Origin of the sequence: Paucimonas lemoignei, assembly GCF_004342585.1 — a bacterium.
Classification (GTDB): domain Bacteria; phylum Pseudomonadota; class Gammaproteobacteria; order Burkholderiales; family Burkholderiaceae_D; genus Paucimonas; species Paucimonas lemoignei.
The window spans coordinates 588,281-605,456 of record NZ_SLZQ01000001.1 but is presented as its reverse complement, the minus strand read 5'-3'; the positions used below and the strand labels follow the sequence as shown (position 1 = coordinate 605,456).

Annotated in this window: 13 protein-coding genes; 5 read left to right on the top strand and 8 right to left on the bottom strand. The window is 58.1% G+C overall.

Annotated elements, in window-relative coordinates:
- Window position 1: 1 nt before the first annotated feature.
- The 4 genes from EDC30_RS02530 to dapC all read right to left on the bottom strand — a co-directional run bounded on the left by EDC30_RS02530 (window position 2) and on the right by dapC (window position 3,687).
- On the bottom strand, window positions 2-358 hold the full coding sequence (locus tag EDC30_RS02530; protein ID WP_132256942.1) for an ArsC family reductase: 357 nt from the start codon (window positions 356-358) through the stop codon (window positions 2-4).
- A gap of 4 nt (window positions 359-362) precedes the next feature.
- Window positions 363-1,493 (bottom strand): PilT/PilU family type 4a pilus ATPase, encoded by a 1,131-nt coding sequence (locus EDC30_RS02525; protein ID WP_132256940.1) that lies wholly within the window; start codon window positions 1,491-1,493, stop codon window positions 363-365.
- Window positions 1,494-1,616: 123 nt separating this feature from the next.
- A complete protein-coding gene (dapD, locus tag EDC30_RS02520; protein WP_132256938.1) occupies window positions 1,617-2,444 on the bottom strand; it encodes a 2,3,4,5-tetrahydropyridine-2,6-dicarboxylate N-succinyltransferase in 828 nt (275 codons plus the stop codon).
- A 31-nt stretch (window positions 2,445-2,475) separates the two neighbouring features.
- Window positions 2,476-3,687, bottom strand: coding sequence for a succinyldiaminopimelate transaminase (gene dapC, locus EDC30_RS02515; RefSeq protein ID WP_132256936.1), 1,212 nt, complete (start codon window positions 3,685-3,687; stop codon window positions 2,476-2,478).
- Between the two features lie 236 nt (window positions 3,688-3,923).
- On the opposite strand from dapC, the gene smc reads away from it, so the two are divergent.
- Window positions 3,924-7,451, top strand: coding sequence for a chromosome segregation protein SMC (gene smc / locus EDC30_RS02510; RefSeq protein ID WP_132256934.1), 3,528 nt, complete (start codon window positions 3,924-3,926; stop codon window positions 7,449-7,451).
- A gap of 7 nt (window positions 7,452-7,458) precedes the next feature.
- On the opposite strand, the gene EDC30_RS02505 is transcribed toward smc, so the two are convergent.
- Window positions 7,459-7,668 (bottom strand): hypothetical protein, encoded by a 210-nt coding sequence (locus EDC30_RS02505; RefSeq protein ID WP_132256932.1) that lies wholly within the window; start codon window positions 7,666-7,668, stop codon window positions 7,459-7,461.
- Window positions 7,669-8,052: 384 nt separating this feature from the next.
- Here EDC30_RS02505 and EDC30_RS02500 point away from each other — a divergent pair, with 384 nt between their 5' ends.
- The 4 genes from EDC30_RS02500 to def are packed head-to-tail and all read left to right on the top strand — an operon-like array spanning window position 8,053 to window position 12,651.
- Window positions 8,053-9,147 (top strand): cell division protein ZipA C-terminal FtsZ-binding domain-containing protein, encoded by a 1,095-nt coding sequence (locus EDC30_RS02500; protein WP_132256930.1) that lies wholly within the window; start codon window positions 8,053-8,055, stop codon window positions 9,145-9,147.
- A 2-nt stretch (window positions 9,148-9,149) separates the two neighbouring features.
- A complete protein-coding gene (gene ligA / locus EDC30_RS02495) occupies window positions 9,150-11,246 on the top strand; it encodes an NAD-dependent DNA ligase LigA (protein ID WP_132256928.1) in 2,097 nt (698 codons plus the stop codon).
- Window positions 11,243-12,118: a UTP--glucose-1-phosphate uridylyltransferase GalU gene (gene galU, locus EDC30_RS02490; protein WP_132256926.1), complete on the top strand. Its 876-nt coding sequence runs from the start codon at window positions 11,243-11,245 to the stop codon at window positions 12,116-12,118. The genes ligA and galU overlap by 4 nt, the downstream gene beginning before the upstream one ends.
- Complete coding sequence (def, locus tag EDC30_RS02485; protein ID WP_132256924.1) at window positions 12,115-12,651, top strand: peptide deformylase; 537 nt, start codon at window positions 12,115-12,117, stop codon at window positions 12,649-12,651. The genes galU and def overlap by 4 nt, the downstream gene beginning before the upstream one ends.
- A gap of 113 nt (window positions 12,652-12,764) precedes the next feature.
- Here the strand turns inward: def and EDC30_RS02480 are convergent, their stop codons facing one another.
- The 3 genes from EDC30_RS02480 to map are packed head-to-tail and all read right to left on the bottom strand — an operon-like array spanning window position 12,765 to window position 16,948.
- Window positions 12,765-13,514: a pseudouridine synthase gene (locus EDC30_RS02480; RefSeq protein WP_132256923.1), complete on the bottom strand. Its 750-nt coding sequence runs from the start codon at window positions 13,512-13,514 to the stop codon at window positions 12,765-12,767.
- A gap of 41 nt (window positions 13,515-13,555) precedes the next feature.
- Window positions 13,556-16,108 (bottom strand): [protein-PII] uridylyltransferase, encoded by a 2,553-nt coding sequence (locus tag EDC30_RS02475; RefSeq protein ID WP_132256921.1) that lies wholly within the window; start codon window positions 16,106-16,108, stop codon window positions 13,556-13,558.
- Window positions 16,109-16,120: 12 nt separating this feature from the next.
- Entirely contained in the window at window positions 16,121-16,948 is an 828-nt protein-coding gene (map, locus tag EDC30_RS02470; protein WP_424446893.1) for a type I methionyl aminopeptidase, read from the bottom strand.
- Between the last annotated feature and the right edge of the window lie 228 nt (window positions 16,949-17,176).

Here is a 17,176-nt window from a genome sequence, read left to right as displayed (position 1 = left end):
ATCAGCGTTTCTCGAAAATTTGTTGGTAGCCGGCTTCGGTAAAGCCGACGTGCGTGCGTCCGTCCTTCACCAGCACCGGCCGTTTGACGATGGATGGCGATTCCGTGATCAGGGCTGCGGCACTCGCGGCATCGACGACCGCTTCCTTGCGTTCGCTATCCAGGTTGCGCCAGGTTGTGCCCTTGCGGTTGACCAGCACACCCCATTCGACATCCTTCAGCCAGTTTGCGATCAGCTCGGGGCTGATGCCGGCCTTCTTGAAATCATGGAAAGTGTAAGAAATGCCGTGCGCTTCCAGCCAGGTGCGGGCTTTCTTGACAGTGTCGCAGTTGGGAATGCCGAACAGGGTAATGCTCATTGGATCAGACGTTCAAGGTGAATTCGGTGAAGCTGGCGCCATCGTCCTTTTGCTCATCCTGCTTCATGGACTTGTCGGCAGCTTCGTTGTTCAGCAGCCAGTACAGGTTGGTGGCGGAATCGGCGTAGGCCAGCGCATCGTCCTGCGAGACCAGGCCATCCTTGATGAGTTGCAGCAGCGCCTGCTCGAAGGTTTGCGAGCCGGGCGACATGCTTTTTTCCATCGCTTCCTTGATCTGGCTGATTTCGCCTTCTTCGATCAGTTCGGCGATATGGCGCGTATTCATCAGCACTTCGACCGCGGGGAGACGCTTGCCGTCGGTGGATGGCACCAGGCGCTGCGAGACGATCGCCAGCACGGTAGAGGCCAGATCCTGCAGCATGGCCTGCCGCGTTTCCAGTGGATAGAAACCGATGATACGGTTGAGCGCGCGGTAGCTGTTATTGGCGTGCAGGGTTGCCACGACCAGGTGGCCGGACTGGGCATAAGCCAGCGCCGCAGACATCGTTTCCTTGTCGCGGATCTCGCCAACCAGGATGACATCCGGCGCCTGGCGCAATGCATTTTTCAGAGCGGTATGCAGATCGGTTGAGTCGACGCCAATTTCGCGCTGGTTGACGATCGATTTCTTATTCTTGAACAGGAATTCGATAGGGTCTTCCAGCGTCAGGATATGGCCGGTCTGATTGGCGTTGCGGTAGTCCAGCATCGAGGCAATCGTCGTCGACTTGCCGGAACCGGTGGCGCCAACCACCAGGATCAATCCGCGCTTTTGCTTGATGATGTCAGCCAGGACAGGCGGCAGACGCAAGCTTTCCAGCTCGGGAATCGAGCCGGGAATGTAACGGAACACCGTGGAGATCGTGCCGCGTTGGCGGAAAGCCGACAAGCGGAAGCTGCCGATGCCGGGCACGGGAATGCCAAGGTTTAGTTCATTGTGGCGATCCAGCTCATCGAGTTGCGCAGGCGAGAGCACTTCGGCCAGCAGCGACATGATGGCGCCATTGTCGATCTTTTGCTGGTTAATCGGAATCAGGTTGCCGTTGATCTTCAGTTGAATCGGCGAGTTGACCGCCATGAACATATCGGAGGCGTTCTTTTCCTGCATCAACTGAAACAAGCGTTCCATTGCCATGATGATCTCCCTGGATAATTTTGGCTTTTAATTATTCAACGGCGATAAATCTGATGCGATGCGGCCAGGCTTCGGCGCCAAGGTCGGGCGGTGCCGCGGTTCGCACGGCACCGCGCCAGTCCATTACGCGTCGCGCAGCAGTTCGTTGATGCCGGTCTTGGCACGGGTCTTGGCGTCCACTCGCTTGACGATCACGGCGCAATACAGGCTGTACTTGCCGTCGGCCGAAGGCAGGCTGCCCGATACGACGACGGAGCCGGCCGGGATGCGGCCATAGCTGACTTCGCCGGTGGCGCGGTCATAGATCTTGGTCGACTGGCCGATGTACACGCCCATCGAAATCACCGAGTTTTCCTCGACGATCACGCCTTCGACGATTTCCGAACGTGCGCCGATGAAGCAGTTGTCTTCGATGATGGTCGGGTTGGCTTGCATCGGTTCGAGCACGCCGCCAATGCCGACGCCGCCGGACAAGTGCACGTTCTTGCCGATCTGTGCGCAGGAGCCGACGGTGGCCCAGGTATCGACCATCGAGCCTTCATCGACGTAGGCGCCGATATTGACGTAGGACGGCATCAGCACGACATTCTTGCCGATGAAGCTGCCGCGGCGGGCAACGGCCGGCGGCACCACGCGGAATCCGCCCTTGGCGAAGTCTTCAGCAGTGTAATTGGCGAACTTGGTCGGCACCTTATCGTAAAACTGCATGCTGCCGCCAGCCGGCATCGGCACATTGTCTTCCAGGCGGAAGGACAGCAGCACGGCTTTCTTGATCCATTGGTTGACGTTCCATGTGCCGTCGACCTTCTGCGCCACGCGCAGCGTGCCCTGGTCCAGTTCGGCCAACACATGGGCGACGGCGTCGCGCACTTCGGCGGGTGCGGATTTGGGCGAGAAATTGGCGCGGTCTTCCCAGGCTTGTTCGATGATTTGCTGCAGTTGCTGAGTCATGTCGGTATCTATCTATTGAATGGTGGAGAAATCAGTTTGCGGCCAGCTTGCGGGTGAATTCAACGATGCGCTTGGCAGCTTCGAGACATTCCGCCGTCTCGGCGACCAGCGCCATGCGGACGCGGTTTTCACCCGGGTTGATGCCGTGCGCTTCGCGAGCCAGGTAGCTGCCGGGCAGAACGGTCACATTATATTCGGCATACAGGCGTTTGGCGAAGTCGACATCCGAGATCGACGCGAGCTTGTCTACCTTTGCCCACAGGTAGAAACCGGCATCCGGCAGGGCGACATCCAGCACTTCCGCCAGCAGCGGCGTGACCTCATTGAATTTCTGGATGTATTTCGCGCGGTTTTCCTGCACGTGGATTTCATCATTCCAGGCCGCGATCGACGCCGACTGGATCGACGGGCTCATGGCGCTGCCGTGATAGGTGCGGTACAGGAGGAATTTTTTCAGAATCGTCGCATCGCCGGCGACAAATCCCGAACGCATGCCCGGCACGTTGGAACGCTTGGACAGGCTGGAAAAAGAAATCAGGCGCGGATAGCCTTCGCGCCCCAGCTTATGTGCAGCTTCCATGCCGCCCAGCGGGGCTTCATCCTTGAAGTAAATCTCCGAATAGCACTCGTCCGAGGCGATCACGAAGCCGTAGCGGTCGGACAGGGCAAACAATTCCTTCCAGTCTTCCAGTGTCAACACGGCGCCGGTCGGATTGCCGGGCGAGCAGAGATACAGCAGCTGCACGCGTTCCCATACGTCAGCCGGAACGCTTCTGTAGTCCGGTGCGAAGTTGCGCGCCGGGTCGGAATTAAGAAAGTAAGGTTGCGCGCCAGCGAGGTAGGCCGCGCCTTCGTAAATCTGATAGAAAGGATTCGGGCAAGCCACCAGGGCATCGCCGCGGCGCGGATCGATCACGGTTTGAGCCAAGGCGAACAGCGCTTCTCGCGAACCGCACACCGGCAGGATCTGCGACGCGATATCCAGCTTCGGCAAACCGTAACGGCGCTCCAGCCAGCCGGCGATCGCCGTGCGCAAGGCATCGCTGCCAGCCGTGGCCGGATAGGCCGCCAGGCCATCGAGGCTGTCGGCAAGCGATTGTCGGATGAAAGCCGGCGTAGGATGCTTTGGTTCGCCAATGCCCAGGCTGATGGGGGAATAAGCCGCATTTGGCTTAACGTCCGCAAACAGCTTGCGCAATTTTTCGAAAGGATAGGGTTGCAGCTTCTCTAAAAGTGGATTCACGGCGAAATAAGGCTAAGCGATATTAAAAAGCCAACAAATTCAATGGCGTACGAAAGTGCAACATTATACCTTCCATGCTGCTGCCTGCCGCCTGAGGCTTGCTGAAATGGCGGAATGGCACAGCTTCAATGTTATGATTAGCCCCTTGCGCGCCGCCCGGATCGCTCCAGCCCGACCGCGGGCCCGGCTACCGGATGCGGCTATTTTGTCGAATTTTCTCGGATTAAGTCGATAACGTGCGTTTAACATCCATTAAATTGTCGGGTTTTAAATCCTTCGTCGATCCCACGCATTTTCAGGTGCCGGGCCAGCTCGTTGGCGTCGTCGGCCCGAACGGCTGTGGTAAATCCAACATCATCGATGCCGTGCGCTGGGTGCTGGGCGAATCGAAAGCCTCCGAGTTGCGCGGCGAGTCGATGCAGGACGTGATCTTCAATGGTTCGACGCACCGTAAGCCAGCCGGACGTGCATCGGTCGAGCTGGTATTCGACAATGCTGACGGCAAGGCGGCAGGGCAGTGGAGCCAGTTTGCCGAAATCGCCGTCAAGCGCACGCTAACCCGCGACGGTACCTCGACTTATTACATCAATAACCAGTCCGTGCGCCGGCGCGATATCCAGGATATCTTCCTCGGCACGGGCCTCGGCCCACGCGCTTACGCCATTATCGGCCAGGGCATGATTTCCCGGATCATCGAGGCGCGCCCGGAAGAGTTGCGCGTCTTCCTCGAAGAAGCCGCCGGCGTATCGAAATACAAGGAGCGCCGCCGCGAAACTGAAAACCGGCTGCACGACACCCGCGAAAACCTCACGCGTGTCGAGGATATCCTGCGTGAGCTGAACGCCAACTTGGAAAAGCTCGAAAGCCAGGCGGAAGTGGCGCGCAAGTTCCACGAGTTGCAGGCAGACCAGGAAGAAAAACAAAAGCTGCTGTGGCTGGTGCGGAAAAATGAAGCCAAGGCCGAGCAGGAAAAGGTTTTTCGTGAAATCGAAAAGGCGCAGACCGACCTGGAAGAGCAGATGGCCAAGTTGCGCCATGTCGAAACCGAGCTCGAGCACATGCGCCAGGCACATTATGCTGCCGGCGACCGTTTGCACCAGGCTCAGGGCCACCTGTACCAGACCAACTCCGAGATCGGCAGTCTGGAGGCGCAGATCAAATTCGTCATCGAATCGCGCGGCCGCCTGCAGTCGCAGTTGAACTCGCTGACTGCGCAGCGCGACCAGTGGCAGCGCCAAGGCAGCCAATATCAGGAAGAGTTGGCTGAAGCCGATCTGATGCTGGAAGAACAGGCCGCGCGCGTCGAGCAAGCCCAGCAAATCGCTCAGCAGCAAGGTGAAGCGCTACCGGCCCTGGAGCAAGCCTGGCGCGAAGCGCAGCTGCGATCCAACGAATCTCGCAGCAAGATCATGCAAATCCAGCAGCAGATCGAGCTGGAATCCGCCCATCAGCGCAATGCGTCCAATATTCTGGCGAATCTGGCGGTGCGTCGCGACCGTCTGTCGCAGGAAAAGAATGGCATGAGCATGCCGGACGGCACGCACCTGGCCAATCTGAAAGCGCAGCTCGAAGAGAAACAGATGGCGCTGGAAGAAGCGCAGGCGCAGCTTGAAGAAGCCCAGGAGCAGCAGCCCAGGCTGGAAGAAGAACGCCGCGCCGCGCAGGAACAAGTCAATAACGAAACCGCCGCGAATGCCAAGCTGGAAGCCCGTTTGAATGCGCTGAAGCAGTTGCAGGACAGCGTGCAGTCGCAAGGCAAGGTGCAACCCTGGCTGCAAAAGCATGAATTGGGAGAGTTGCCGCGCCTGTGGCAAAAGCTGCAGATTGATGCCGGTTGGGAGACAGCGCTGGAGTCGGTGCTGCGCGAGCGCACCTCGGCGCTGGAGATGTCCAATCTAGACTGGGCCAAGGCTTTCTTCAGTGACGCGCCGCCGGCCAAGCTGGCGCTCTACAGCGCCAATACCTCACCTGCCGGCACGGTCGACGCGCCGGCAGGATTGAAGCCCATGCTAGGCCTGCTGCAGTTGAACGATCCCGGCCTGCGCGCGCTGATGCAGGACTGGCTGCACAATATCTTCATCGCCGAGGATGCGGCTGCGGCCTTTGCCGACCGCGACAAGCTGCCGGTAGGCGGCTATTTCGTCACCAGGCAGGGACATGTCATCAGCAAGTCCAGCGTTCGCTTCTACGCATCCGACTCCGAGCAGGATGGCATGCTGGCGCGCCAGCTGGAAATCGACAATATCACCAAGCAGTTGCGCGCGCAGCAGATGCTGGCTGACGAAGCCAGGACGCGCGTGGTGCGTGCCGATGCCGCGCTGACGCAGGCGACCCAGCGCTTGCAGGAATACCGCCTGCGCGTGCAAAGCCTTACCCAGGCCGCGCATGGCTTGCAGATCGAAGTCATGAAGCTGTCGGAAGTGCAGGAACGCTTCAATCAGCGCAGCAGCCAGATCGCTGAAGAGCTGGCCGAGATTGAGGAACAGGAAGCCGAACAGCAGCAGATCAAGGCGGAATCGGAAGCGAAGTTCGAGCAGCTCGACATGGAGCTGGCGGAGCTGCAGGAAACGCACGAGCAAGGACAGACGGCTTACCTTGCCAAGGAACAGCAATTGAACGATGCGCGGGTGCGCTTGCGCGACCTGGAAAGAGCTGCGCAAGAAGCCGAGTTTGCGGAAAAGTCCCAGCGCAACAAGATCGAGGAATTAAAGCGCAGCATCGCCACCGCGCAGGAACAGGCACAACAACTCTTCGCCAGCATGCAACAAGGCCAGCTCGAACTGGAAAGCCTGGACGACCAGGCTGCCCAGGCCGGATTGCAATCCTTACTGGAGAAACGCAGCGAGCAGGAGCGTGCCCTGGCTGATGCACGCCATGAGCTGGACCAGCTTTCGCAAAAGCTGCGTCATCATGAAGAGGCGCGCATGCAATCCGAGCGCAGCCTGCAGCCGCAGCGCGATCGCATCACGGAATTGCAGCTGAAAGAGCAGGCTGCACGCCTGAACCAGGAACAGTATGCGCAACAACTGGTGGAAGCGCAGGCAGATGAGGCCGCGCTGTCGGAGAAAATCAATCCGGATCTGAAGCCGTCCTATCTGCAAGGCGAAGTGACGCGACTGACCAATGCCATCGCGGCGCTGGGAGCAGTCAATCTTGCCGCGCTGGATGAATTGGCACAGGCCTCCGAGCGCAAGAATTTCCTCGATTCGCAGAATGCGGACCTGATGGAAGCCATCACTACGCTGGAAGATGCCATCAGCAAGATCGACAAGGAAACGCGCGAATTGCTGCAGGATACCTTCGACAAGGTGAATCGCCATTTCTCGGAACTGTTCCCGATTCTGTTCGGCGGCGGCAACGCCAAACTGATCATGACCGGCGATGAAATTCTCGACTCCGGCGTACAGGTGATGGCGCAGCCTCCGGGCAAGAAGAACGCCACCATTCACTTGCTGTCGGGCGGCGAAAAGGCGCTGACGGCAACGGCACTGGTGTTTTCAATGTTCCAGTTGAATCCTGCACCGTTCTGCCTGCTAGACGAGGTTGATGCGCCGTTGGACGATGCCAATACCGAGCGGTTCGCCAACATGGTCAAGCGCATGTCATCGCAAACGCAATTCCTGTTTATTTCTCATAACAAGATTGCGATGGAGATGGCTCAGCAGTTGATTGGTGTGACAATGCAGGAGCAGGGTGTGTCGCGCATCGTGGCGGTGGATATGGAGTCGGCGGCGAGTTTCGCCACCGAAGCACAGGCAGCGTGATGCGGAATTAAATACGTGCGGAGCGCGCCATCGCAGCACGTTTCTGATAATAGGCGACGTTCTGTTGCGCTTCGCGTGCGCGTTTTTCTTCGACGTCCGCGCAAATCAGGTAGTGGCGCTCGGCCTTCTGGAGCCACCAGTGATGAATATTGCGCAGAATCGGGCTGACGGAAAGCATGGCCAGTTCTTGAAAACGAAGTTCTTTCTGTTTGAGCATGATGCACCTTCTCGCAAATGGGTATCGATAAAATTTTGCACCTGCAATGACAAGCCGATGAAGAAGTGAAAATGGATAAAAATGACTTGTCTGAAATTGCTTCGTGATTGGAAAATTCGTTCAGGATGAAACAAAGCATTCATTCCAAATCACAACAATTGGCAGTTTATTATTTGAAAAATTTTGCTTTTTGATTGCTGTCAATTTTCTAACGTTGCACTTTGAAAAGCCTTTAAACTACGTCAATTGATGCACATAAGCAGCCAAAAACAGCGTGAAGAGCTAGTCAATTTCGCTCTGCTATGTATGAATGTTTGGCCTTACGTATAATGTGTCTGATTGACATCAAACCAACATCGAAAACGTTTCCAGGACATAAGCGGTATGACCGATTTACAGATGGGCCTGATTGCAATCGGCAGCGCAATTGTTGTCGGTGTTATTTCCTACAATAAATGGCAGGAATACAAGGCAAAGAAAAGCGTGGAGCGCGCGTTCTCTACGACTCCCGAAGATGTGCTCATGGAGCCCGGTACGGTGGCTGGCATGGATGCGGAAGCGCGTCATGAGCCAAGCCTTGATGGCGAGTCGGATTCGTCCGAATTCCATCAGCAGGGCGAACACGGCGATACACCGCAAAATGAAGCGATTCCCGCTGCTCCGGTTGTTCAGCTGGCGGCGTCACGCGACCTGCCGGTGGATGTGCTGGTCGATTGCATCATCCCGCTGGCGCTGGAAGCGCCAGTTTACGGCGACAAATTGATTTTGCCGTTGCAGGGCTTGCGCCACGTCGGCAATAAGCCGGTTCATTTCATCGGACAGCGCGAAGACGGTCAGTGGGAAGCGGTCGCGCGCGGCGGCTTGTATGTCGCCTTGCAGGCAGGCGTTCAGCTGGCCAATCGCAGCAGTGCGCTGAACGAGCTGGAATATTCCGAATTCATCATGCGCTTGCGTCAGATTGCCGATGAAATCAATGCGGAGCCGGATGTGCCGGACATGACCGAGGTGATGACTGCGGCACGTTCCCTGCATCAGTTCGTTGCCGAATATGACGCCAAGCTGAGCGTCAATGTGCAATCGAATGGTGCGCCATGGGCGATCAATACCTTGCTGGCCGCATTGGAGCGTCAAGGATTCGACTTGCGTCCGGATGGTCGGCTGGTCATGCCGGATGGCGATGGAGGCGTGCTGTTTTCGCTGTCGACCAACGTCACGCTTGCTGCTGACACTACATCGCGCTTGACCTTGTTGCTGGATGTGCCTTGCGTTGCGCCCGAGCGCGACGGTTTCGGCGCGATGACGGCTTGCGCCAAGGCCTTGGCTTCGCGCCTGAGCGGCACAGTGGTCGACGATGGCAATCAGCCGCTCAGCGAAGAGTCGCTGAAGGAGATCGCGCGGCAGGTCGATGCATTTTATGAAGACATGCTCGTCGCGGAAATCCCGGCGGGGTCGGTGCGCGCCTTGCGCCTGTTTAGCTGATCATGCATCCAGATTTTTTTTCAACGTCCGACGCTTCGCAGCAGAAAAAGGATGATCTTGCCGAGCGTGCGGAATGGCTGCGCGGCGAATTGAACCGCCATGCGCACGCTTACTATGTGCTCGACAACCCGACGATTCCCGATGCGGAATACGACAAACTTTTTCTTGAATTAAGCACGCTGGAACAGCAGCATCCGGAACTGTGCACGCCGGACTCGCCTACCCAGCGGGTAGGCGGCGCGCCGCTTCCTCAATTCGAGCCGGTTCGTCATTCGATACCGATGCTTTCTTTGGGCAATGGCTTTGACGACGAGGATATCGTCTCTTTCGATCGTCGTGTTCGTGAAGGTCTGCAAGCTCCAGGAGAAGTTGAATACGCCACGGAATTGAAGTTCGATGGCTTGGCAATCAACCTGCGTTACGAGAATGGCGTGCTGGTGCAGGCTGCCACGCGCGGTGATGGCACGACGGGAGAAAACGTCACAGCCAATATCCGCACCGTCCGCGCCATTCCATTGCGCTTGCACATGGATAATCCGCCGGCCGTGCTGGACGTGCGCGGCGAGGTGCTGATGTTTAAGGCAGATTTCGCCCGATTGAATGCGCGTCAGCGCGCGGCCGGACAGAAGGAGTTCGCCAATCCCCGTAATGCTGCCGCCGGCAGCCTGCGGCAGCTGGACTCCAGAATTACGGCGCAGCGATCGCTGCGCTTCTATGCATACGGCATCGGCCTGCTGGAAGGCGCGGACATGCCCGATACCCATTCAGGTCTGCTCGACTGGTTTGCCGCCATCGGCTTGCCGGTGTGTCAGGAGCGCGCGGTGGTGAGCGGCGCGTCAGGATTGCTGGCTTTCTTCCGTGAGGTCGGCATCAAGCGGGATGCATTGCCATACGAAATCGATGGCGTGGTGTACAAGGTGAACCGGCGGGCCGAACAGCAGCGGCTCGGTTTCGTGTCCCGTGCGCCGCGCTTCGCACTGGCGCACAAGTTTCCGGCCCAGGAAGCGATGACGCTGGTTCAGGATATCGGTGTCCAGGTTGGACGCACCGGCGCGATCACTCCAGTTGCCCGATTGGCGCCGGTCTCTGTCGGCGGCGTCACCGTGACCAACGCCACGCTGCACAACGAGGATGAAGTGCGCCGCAAGGATGTGCGCATTGGTGACACCGTCATCGTGCGGCGTGCCGGCGACGTCATCCCGGAAGTGGTATCGGTCGTGCCGGAGGCGCGTCCGGAAAATGCCCGTGAATTCTCGATGCCGACGAATTGCCCGGTGTGCGGCTCTCCGATCGTCAGGCCGCAAGATGAGGCGGTGGCACGCTGTGCCGGTGGCTGGATCAAATGCGCCGCGCAGAGAAAAGGCGGCTTGCTGCATTTCGTGTCGCGTCGGGCCATGGATATCGAAGGTCTGGGTGAGCAGCTGATCGATCAACTGGTCGATAAACAGATCATCACGACGGCAGCTGACCTCTACAGGCTTGGCTTGACCTCGCTGGTCGAGCTGGACCGCATGGCTGAAAAGTCGGCGAAAAATGTCTTGAATGCGCTGGAAAAATCGAAGTCGACGACGCTGGCGAGATTTATTTATGCACTCGGCATCCGCCATGTCGGCGAATCGACCGCCAAGGAACTGGCGCGCCATTTCGGCAAAATCGATGCCTTCCTGGCTGCTACTGAAGAGCAACTGCTGGAAGTGGCAGATATCGGCCCCGTGGTGGCAAAGTCGATTTTGCAGTTTTTCAGCGATCCTTTGAACGTGGAATTGGTCGAACAATTGCGCGCCGCAGGAGTGCACTGGCCCGAACACGAGCCGGTCGCAAGACAGGATGCGAAACAGGCCGAAGCGGCTGCAGGGCAGCCCGGCTCGATAACGGGCAAGACCTTCGTGCTGACCGGCACATTGCCCAATCTGACGCGTGACGAGGCCAGCGCCATGATCGAGCAAGCCGGCGGCAAGGTCACGGGTTCCGTGTCCAAGAAGACTTCTTATGTCGTTGCTGGCGAAGAAGCCGGCAGCAAGCTGGCCAAGGCGGAAGAATTGGGAATTCCGGTGTTGGATGAAGATGGATTATTACATTTGCTAAAAGGGATGGCATGAGAAAAATTACAAAAGCGGTGTTTCCCGTGGCCGGCCTGGGAAGCCGGTTTCTTCCGGCGACCAAGGCGCAGCCGAAGGAAATGCTACCTATCGTCGACAAGCCTTTGATTCAGTACGCCGTGGAAGAAGCCGTGGCTGCCGGCATCACAGAAATGATCTTCATCACCGGCCGTAACAAGCGCGCCATCGAAGACCATTTCGACAAGGTATATGAGCTGGAAGCGGAGCTGGAAGCCGCCGGCAAGCAAGCCTTGCTCGATACCATCCGCAACGTTATCCCGAAACATATTAACTGCATCTATATCCGCCAGTCGCAGCCGCTAGGGTTAGGACATGCCGTGCTGTGCGCAAAGCCGGTAGTCAACGACGAGCCGTTCGCGGTCCTGCTCGCGGATGATTTCATGGATGTCGATGCCGGCCAGCAGCCGGTGCTCGCGCAGATGACGGAAAAGTATGCGCGCGAAGGCGCCAGCATTCTCGCGGTGCAGGATGTGCCGCGCAGCGATACCCGCCAATACGGCATCGTCAGCGCCACGCCTTATCTGGATAATCTCGAGCGCGTGCATGGCATCGTTGAAAAGCCGCAGCCGGAAGTCGCGCCGTCGACCCTGGCGGTCGTAGGCCGCTACGTACTCAATCCGTCGATTTTCCCGCGACTGGAAAAACTGGGTAAGGGTGCGGGTGGTGAAATCCAGCTCACCGACGGCATTGCCGCGCTCATGCAGGACGAGGCTGTGCTGGCTTACCGTTATGCAGGGCAGCGCTACGACTGCGGCTCCAAGCTCGGTTATCTCAAGGCCACACTTGCGGTTGGCATGAAGCACCCTGAAACCGGTGCGGCCTTTACGGAATACGTCCATAGCCTGAAATGAGCATCCGGCCGATATTGAAGATGGGAGATGCCCGCCTGTTGCGACAGGCGGAGCCGGTTGCGCGTTTCGGCACGGCCGAGCTCGATGCGCTGATTGCCGATATGTTCGATACTATGCATGCGGCAAACGGCGCGGGCCTTGCTGCACCCCAGATCGGTGTCAATCTCCAGGTCGTCATCTTCGGTTTCGGCAGTAATCCACGCTACCCTGAAGCGCCGCCGGTTCCAGAGACGGTGCTGATCAACCCGCTATTGACGCCATTGTCCGACGAGATGGAGGAAGGTTGGGAAGGCTGTCTGTCAGTCCCCGGATTGCGCGGGATGGTCCCGCGTAACAAGCAGCTGCGTTATGAAGGCTGCGATCGCAATGGATATCCAATCCGGCGCGAAGTCGAGGGTTTCCATGCACGCGTGGTGCAGCATGAATGCGATCATTTGGCAGGCATCCTGTACCCGATGCGGATCAGGGATTTCAGCAAATTCGGTTATACGGAAATTCTCTTTCCCGGCCTGGATGCCAGCCGCGACGACTAGCTGGCCGGCTCGTCGCTGGTGGTACGACATTCAATCCAGAAATAATTCGCGCTCAATCTGGAAATTCTTGTTTTGCCGATATTCAAGAATCAGGTCTCTGCGATTCGCAACGCTCACTGGAATTGCTCATCCGGCCGCAGATAGCGCCACTGACCGGGCGGCAGGTCGCCGAGCTTGACGCGCCCAATCCGTACCCGCTTCAAGCCGATCACTTTCAAGCCTACCGCTTCACACATGCGGCGGATCTGGCGTTTTTTCCCCTCGCGCAGAATAAAGCGCAATTGGTCGTCATTTTGCCAGCTGACTTTGGCCGGCAATAGCTTTTTGCCGTCGAGAGACAGCCCGTGATTCAAGAGCCGCAAGTCGGAATCCGGCAGGCGCCCAGGCTTGGAGTACTTCACTCTTACCAGGTATTCTTTTTCGATGGACGTATCTTCGCCGATCAGCTGTTTGGCGATACGGCCATCCTGCGTAAGGACGAGCAAGCCGACCGAATCGATATCCAGCCGGCCGGCCGGCACCAGGCTTCTCAGCTGACTGGGGTGGAATTGCTGAGGCGTCTTGTCTTCGCTCCAGCGGGTATCGGGGCCGATCAGCGTAACCGCAGGTTTGTAACCATCTTCGGCCTGGCCGCTGACGTACCCCATCGGCTTGTTGATCAGGATGGTGACACGTCGTGCCTGCTCGGCGCTGGCCTGGCGTTCGATGGTGATGCGCTGGTGCGGCAAGACCTTGCTGCCGAGTTCGGAGACGACCTTGCCATCCACCCGCACCCAGCCGCGCGCAATCCATTCATCCGCTTCTCGGCGCGAGCAAAGGCCGAGTTCAGACATGCGTTTCGATAGGCGTAGAGGTTCAGTCATGGGAAATGCCGGGATTCAGGGCGTGAATAGGTAAATAAAAATCAGACCCGCAGCGCTTCCAGCAGGTCGGTTTCAAGCTGGATCTGGCTGCGGGCATTGTTGAGCACGGGACCGTCCACCAGGAACACGTCTTCCACGCGCTCGCCCAGTGTCATGATCTTGGCAGTGTGCAGATTCAGCTTATGCCGGGCCAGCACATTCGCAATCGAATACAGCAAGCCGTTGCGGTCATTGGCCGAAACCGACAGCAGATAGTATTGCCCGCGCTCGTCCGGACGCAGGTCCACCGTCGGCGTGACGGGGAAGGTGCGCGACTGGCGCGACAGGCGCGCTTTGCAAGGCGCCTGCAACGGGTCTTGCGATGCCAGCTCGCGGCTGAGTTCGTGCTCGATCAGGTTGATGATGTCGCGATAGTTGCTCGCGAAAGCCGGTTCGGTGACCAGGAACGTATCCAGCGCATAGCCATGCCGCGTCGTATGAATCTTCGCGTCGATGATGCTGAAATTCTTGCGGTCGAAATAGCTGCAGATACGTGCGAACAGATCGAGCTGGTCCTTCAGGTAGACCGTGACTTGCAAGCCTTCACCGATCGGCGCCAGGCGGCATTTCACCACGGGGACCAGGCTATTCGTCTTGTCGTACAGTGCGCGAGTCTGCCAGGCGACGTCGGATGCGTCGTGCCGCAGGAAATAAGCGACATCGAGCTGGCCCCACAATTTCTCGTGGGCGTTTTCCGGCAAGCCATATAAGCGCAAGGACTTGAGCGCCTCATCCTGGCGCTTTCGAAGTTCACGGTCGGTAGAATGCGTTTCGCCACCCAGCACGCGCAGGGTAATCCGGTACAAGTCTTCCAGCAGCTTGCCTTTCCAGGCATTCCAGACTTTCGGGCTGGTGCCGCGGATGTCCGCCACGGTCAGCAGGTAGAGCGCGGTAAGATGGCGCGCATCGCGAACGGTATCGGCAAATGCCTGGATCACGTCCGGGTCCGATAAGTCCTGTTTCTGTGCGACCTGCGACATTGTCAGATGATGTTCTACCAGGAAAACCACCAGCTCGGTGTCTTCCTTCGACAAGCCGTGATCCTTGCAGAAGCGGCGCGCATCGGCCATGCCCAGCTTGGAATGGTCGCCGCCACGGCCCTTGGCGATATCGTGGAAAAGGGCGGCGATGTACAGTAGCCAGGGCTGCGCGAAATCGGCCATGAGCTGGCTGCAGAATGGGTATTCATGCGCATGCTCGCTCATGGTGAAGCGCCGCACATTGCGCACCACCATCAGGATATGCTGGTCCACGGTGTAGGCATGGAACAGGTCGTGCTGCATCTGGCCGATGATGCGGCGGAAGTTCGGCAGGTATCGTCCCAGCACGCTGGTCTGGTTCATGGCGCGCAAGGCATGCGTGATCCCCTGCGGCGCTTGCAGGATTTGCAGGAAGAGCGCCCGATTAACCGGATCGCTACGGAAGCGGCTATCGATCCTGAAGCGGGCATGCCAGAGGGCGCGCATGGTGCGAGCGGTCATTCCCTTGATTTCCGGATGTTGCGCCCGCAGCAGGAAAACTTCCAGCATGGATGACGGTGTCGATTCGAACGTATCGTCATGCGCGATATCGATCAGGCCATTGACTTCATTGAAGCGTTCATTGATCGGATGCGGCTCGCCGGATTGCGGGAAAAGCTGCGCGCCGATGTTCTGCAAAAGAATGGTATTCAACTGGGTCGCGGCCTTGGCTGCCCAGTAGTAATGCTGCATCAAATGCTCGCTGGCGCGGCGGGCCTCGGTGGTCTGGAAGCCGAAAGTTTCGGCAATCGGCGTCTGCACATCAAAAACCAGCCGGTCTTCATGGCGGCGCGTATGAAGGTGCAGGCGGATGCGAATATCCTTGAATGCCCGCTCCGTGCGGGTCAATTGGCGTGCTTCGGTCGGAGTGATCAGACCGCGCTCGGCCAGCTTGCGCCAGGAGTCCCCCAGCCCGGCAGCCTTGGCAACCCAGAGAATCACCTGCAGGTCGCGCAACCCGCCCGGGCTTTCCTTCACGTTCGGCTCAAGACTGTAGGGCGTGTCCTCGTATTTGACGTGACGCTGGCGCATCTCCAGGGTTTTCGCCTCGAAGAATGCTTGCGGATTCATCGCTGCATTCAGGCGTTCGCACAGAAAGCGGAACTGCTTGCGGTTGCCGGTCACGAAACGCGCTTCCAGCAGGCTGGTCTGCACGGTGATGTCGCCTGCCGCCTCGGTCAGGCACTCATCGATGGTTCGGATGCTATGGCCGATTTCCAGGCCGATGTCCCAGAATAGCTGGACCAGTTCTTCCAGCTTGGCTTGAAGAGAGGAATCCGGCGCCCCCCCCAGCAGCACCAGCACGTCCACGTCCGAGTGGGGAAACAGTTCGCCGCGGCCATAACCGCCGACGGCGATCAGTGCGGTATCGGCCGGAAAGCCGAAGGAGTCCCAGGCTTCCGTCAATACCGCATCCACGCTGCGGGAAAGCCCCGTCAGGAATCGGTCAGGCTTGTGCGAGGTCTCGAAGGCATGGATGAGATTCTGGCGGTCGGCCTTGAGTTTTTCCTTCAGTGTAATCGCAAGCGTCGACATGGGCGGCCAGCCTCAGGCGGTAAGCGGCGTGGTGGTGATCGGTTGGGTGATGAAGGCCGGAGGCGCCGGCATGCCCGCGGATACGGTCAGGACCTCGAAACCGGTTTCGGTTACCAGCACGGTATGCTCCCACTGAGCAGACAGGCTGCGGTCCTTGGTCTTGATGGTCCAGCCGTCGCCCATTTCACGGATTTCACGGCGGCCGGCGTTAAGCATCGGCTCGATCGTGAAGATCATGCCCGGCTTGAGTTCTTCCAGCGTGCCGGGACGGCCGTAATGCAATACCTGGGGATCCTCGTGGAAATTCTTGCCGATGCCATGGCCGCAGAATTCGCGCACGATGCTGTAACCGGCTTTCTCTGCATGTACCTGGATGGCGTGGCCGATATCACCGAGATGGGCGCCGGGTTTGACTTGCGCGATGCCCAGCCACATACAGTCGTAGGTGGTCTCCACCAGGCGTTTCGCCAGGATCGAGGGTTCGCCGACGAAGAACATGCGGCTGGTATCGCCGAAATAGCCATCCTTGATGACGGTAATGTCGAGATTGACGATATCGCCGTTTTTCAGGACCTTATCCCCCGGTATGCCATGGCACACCACGTCGTTGACCGATGTGCATGTGGCCTTTGGGTAGGGAGTGTAGCCTGGAGGGCAATAGTTAAGCGGCGCAGGAATCGTGCCTTGGACGTTGACCATATATTCATGGCAAATGCGATCGACTTCACCAGTGGTGACGCCTGGCTTGATAAAAGGGGTGATGTAATCCAGGACTTCGGCAGCCAGCTTGCACGCTACGCGCATGCCCTTGATATCTTCAGAGGTTTTAATGGAAATCATGATGATCCTACGATCGGCGCGAGGAGAGCGACGTAATTCGCCGCAGAGTAAATAGTCAATAGCGGATTATAGACGAGTCAGGCAATTATCGTCTGAGCAAGCTTGACGGACTTGAAGCGCGAGGGGGATTTAAGGTAGAATCTCGGGTTAGCTTGGAAGCGAGTCCAAGTTAATTTTTGTAAATCGCGAATCCGCCCGCCAAAGGGTGCCCGCTCTGCTGACAGTTTG

Coding starts and splice junctions, on each gene's coding strand:
- EDC30_RS02530 (WP_132256942.1), bottom strand. CDS start 358: ATGAGCATTACCCTGTTCGGCATTCCCAACTGCGACACTGTCAAGAAA.
- EDC30_RS02525 (WP_132256940.1), bottom strand. CDS start 1,493: ATGGCAATGGAACGCTTGTTTCAGTTGATGCAGGAAAAGAACGCCTCC.
- dapD (WP_132256938.1), bottom strand. CDS start 2,444: ATGACTCAGCAACTGCAGCAAATCATCGAACAAGCCTGGGAAGACCGC.
- EDC30_RS02505 (WP_132256932.1), bottom strand. CDS start 7,668: ATGCTCAAACAGAAAGAACTTCGTTTTCAAGAACTGGCCATGCTTTCC.
- EDC30_RS02500 (WP_132256930.1), top strand. CDS start 8,053: ATGACCGATTTACAGATGGGCCTGATTGCAATCGGCAGCGCAATTGTT.
- ligA (WP_132256928.1), top strand. CDS start 9,150: ATGCATCCAGATTTTTTTTCAACGTCCGACGCTTCGCAGCAGAAAAAG.
- galU (WP_132256926.1), top strand. CDS start 11,243: ATGAGAAAAATTACAAAAGCGGTGTTTCCCGTGGCCGGCCTGGGAAGC.
- def (WP_132256924.1), top strand. CDS start 12,115: ATGAGCATCCGGCCGATATTGAAGATGGGAGATGCCCGCCTGTTGCGA.
- EDC30_RS02480 (WP_132256923.1), bottom strand. CDS start 13,514: ATGACTGAACCTCTACGCCTATCGAAACGCATGTCTGAACTCGGCCTT.
- EDC30_RS02475 (WP_132256921.1), bottom strand. CDS start 16,108: ATGTCGACGCTTGCGATTACACTGAAGGAAAAACTCAAGGCCGACCGC.
- map (WP_424446893.1), bottom strand. CDS start 16,948: ATGATTTCCATTAAAACCTCTGAAGATATCAAGGGCATGCGCGTAGCG.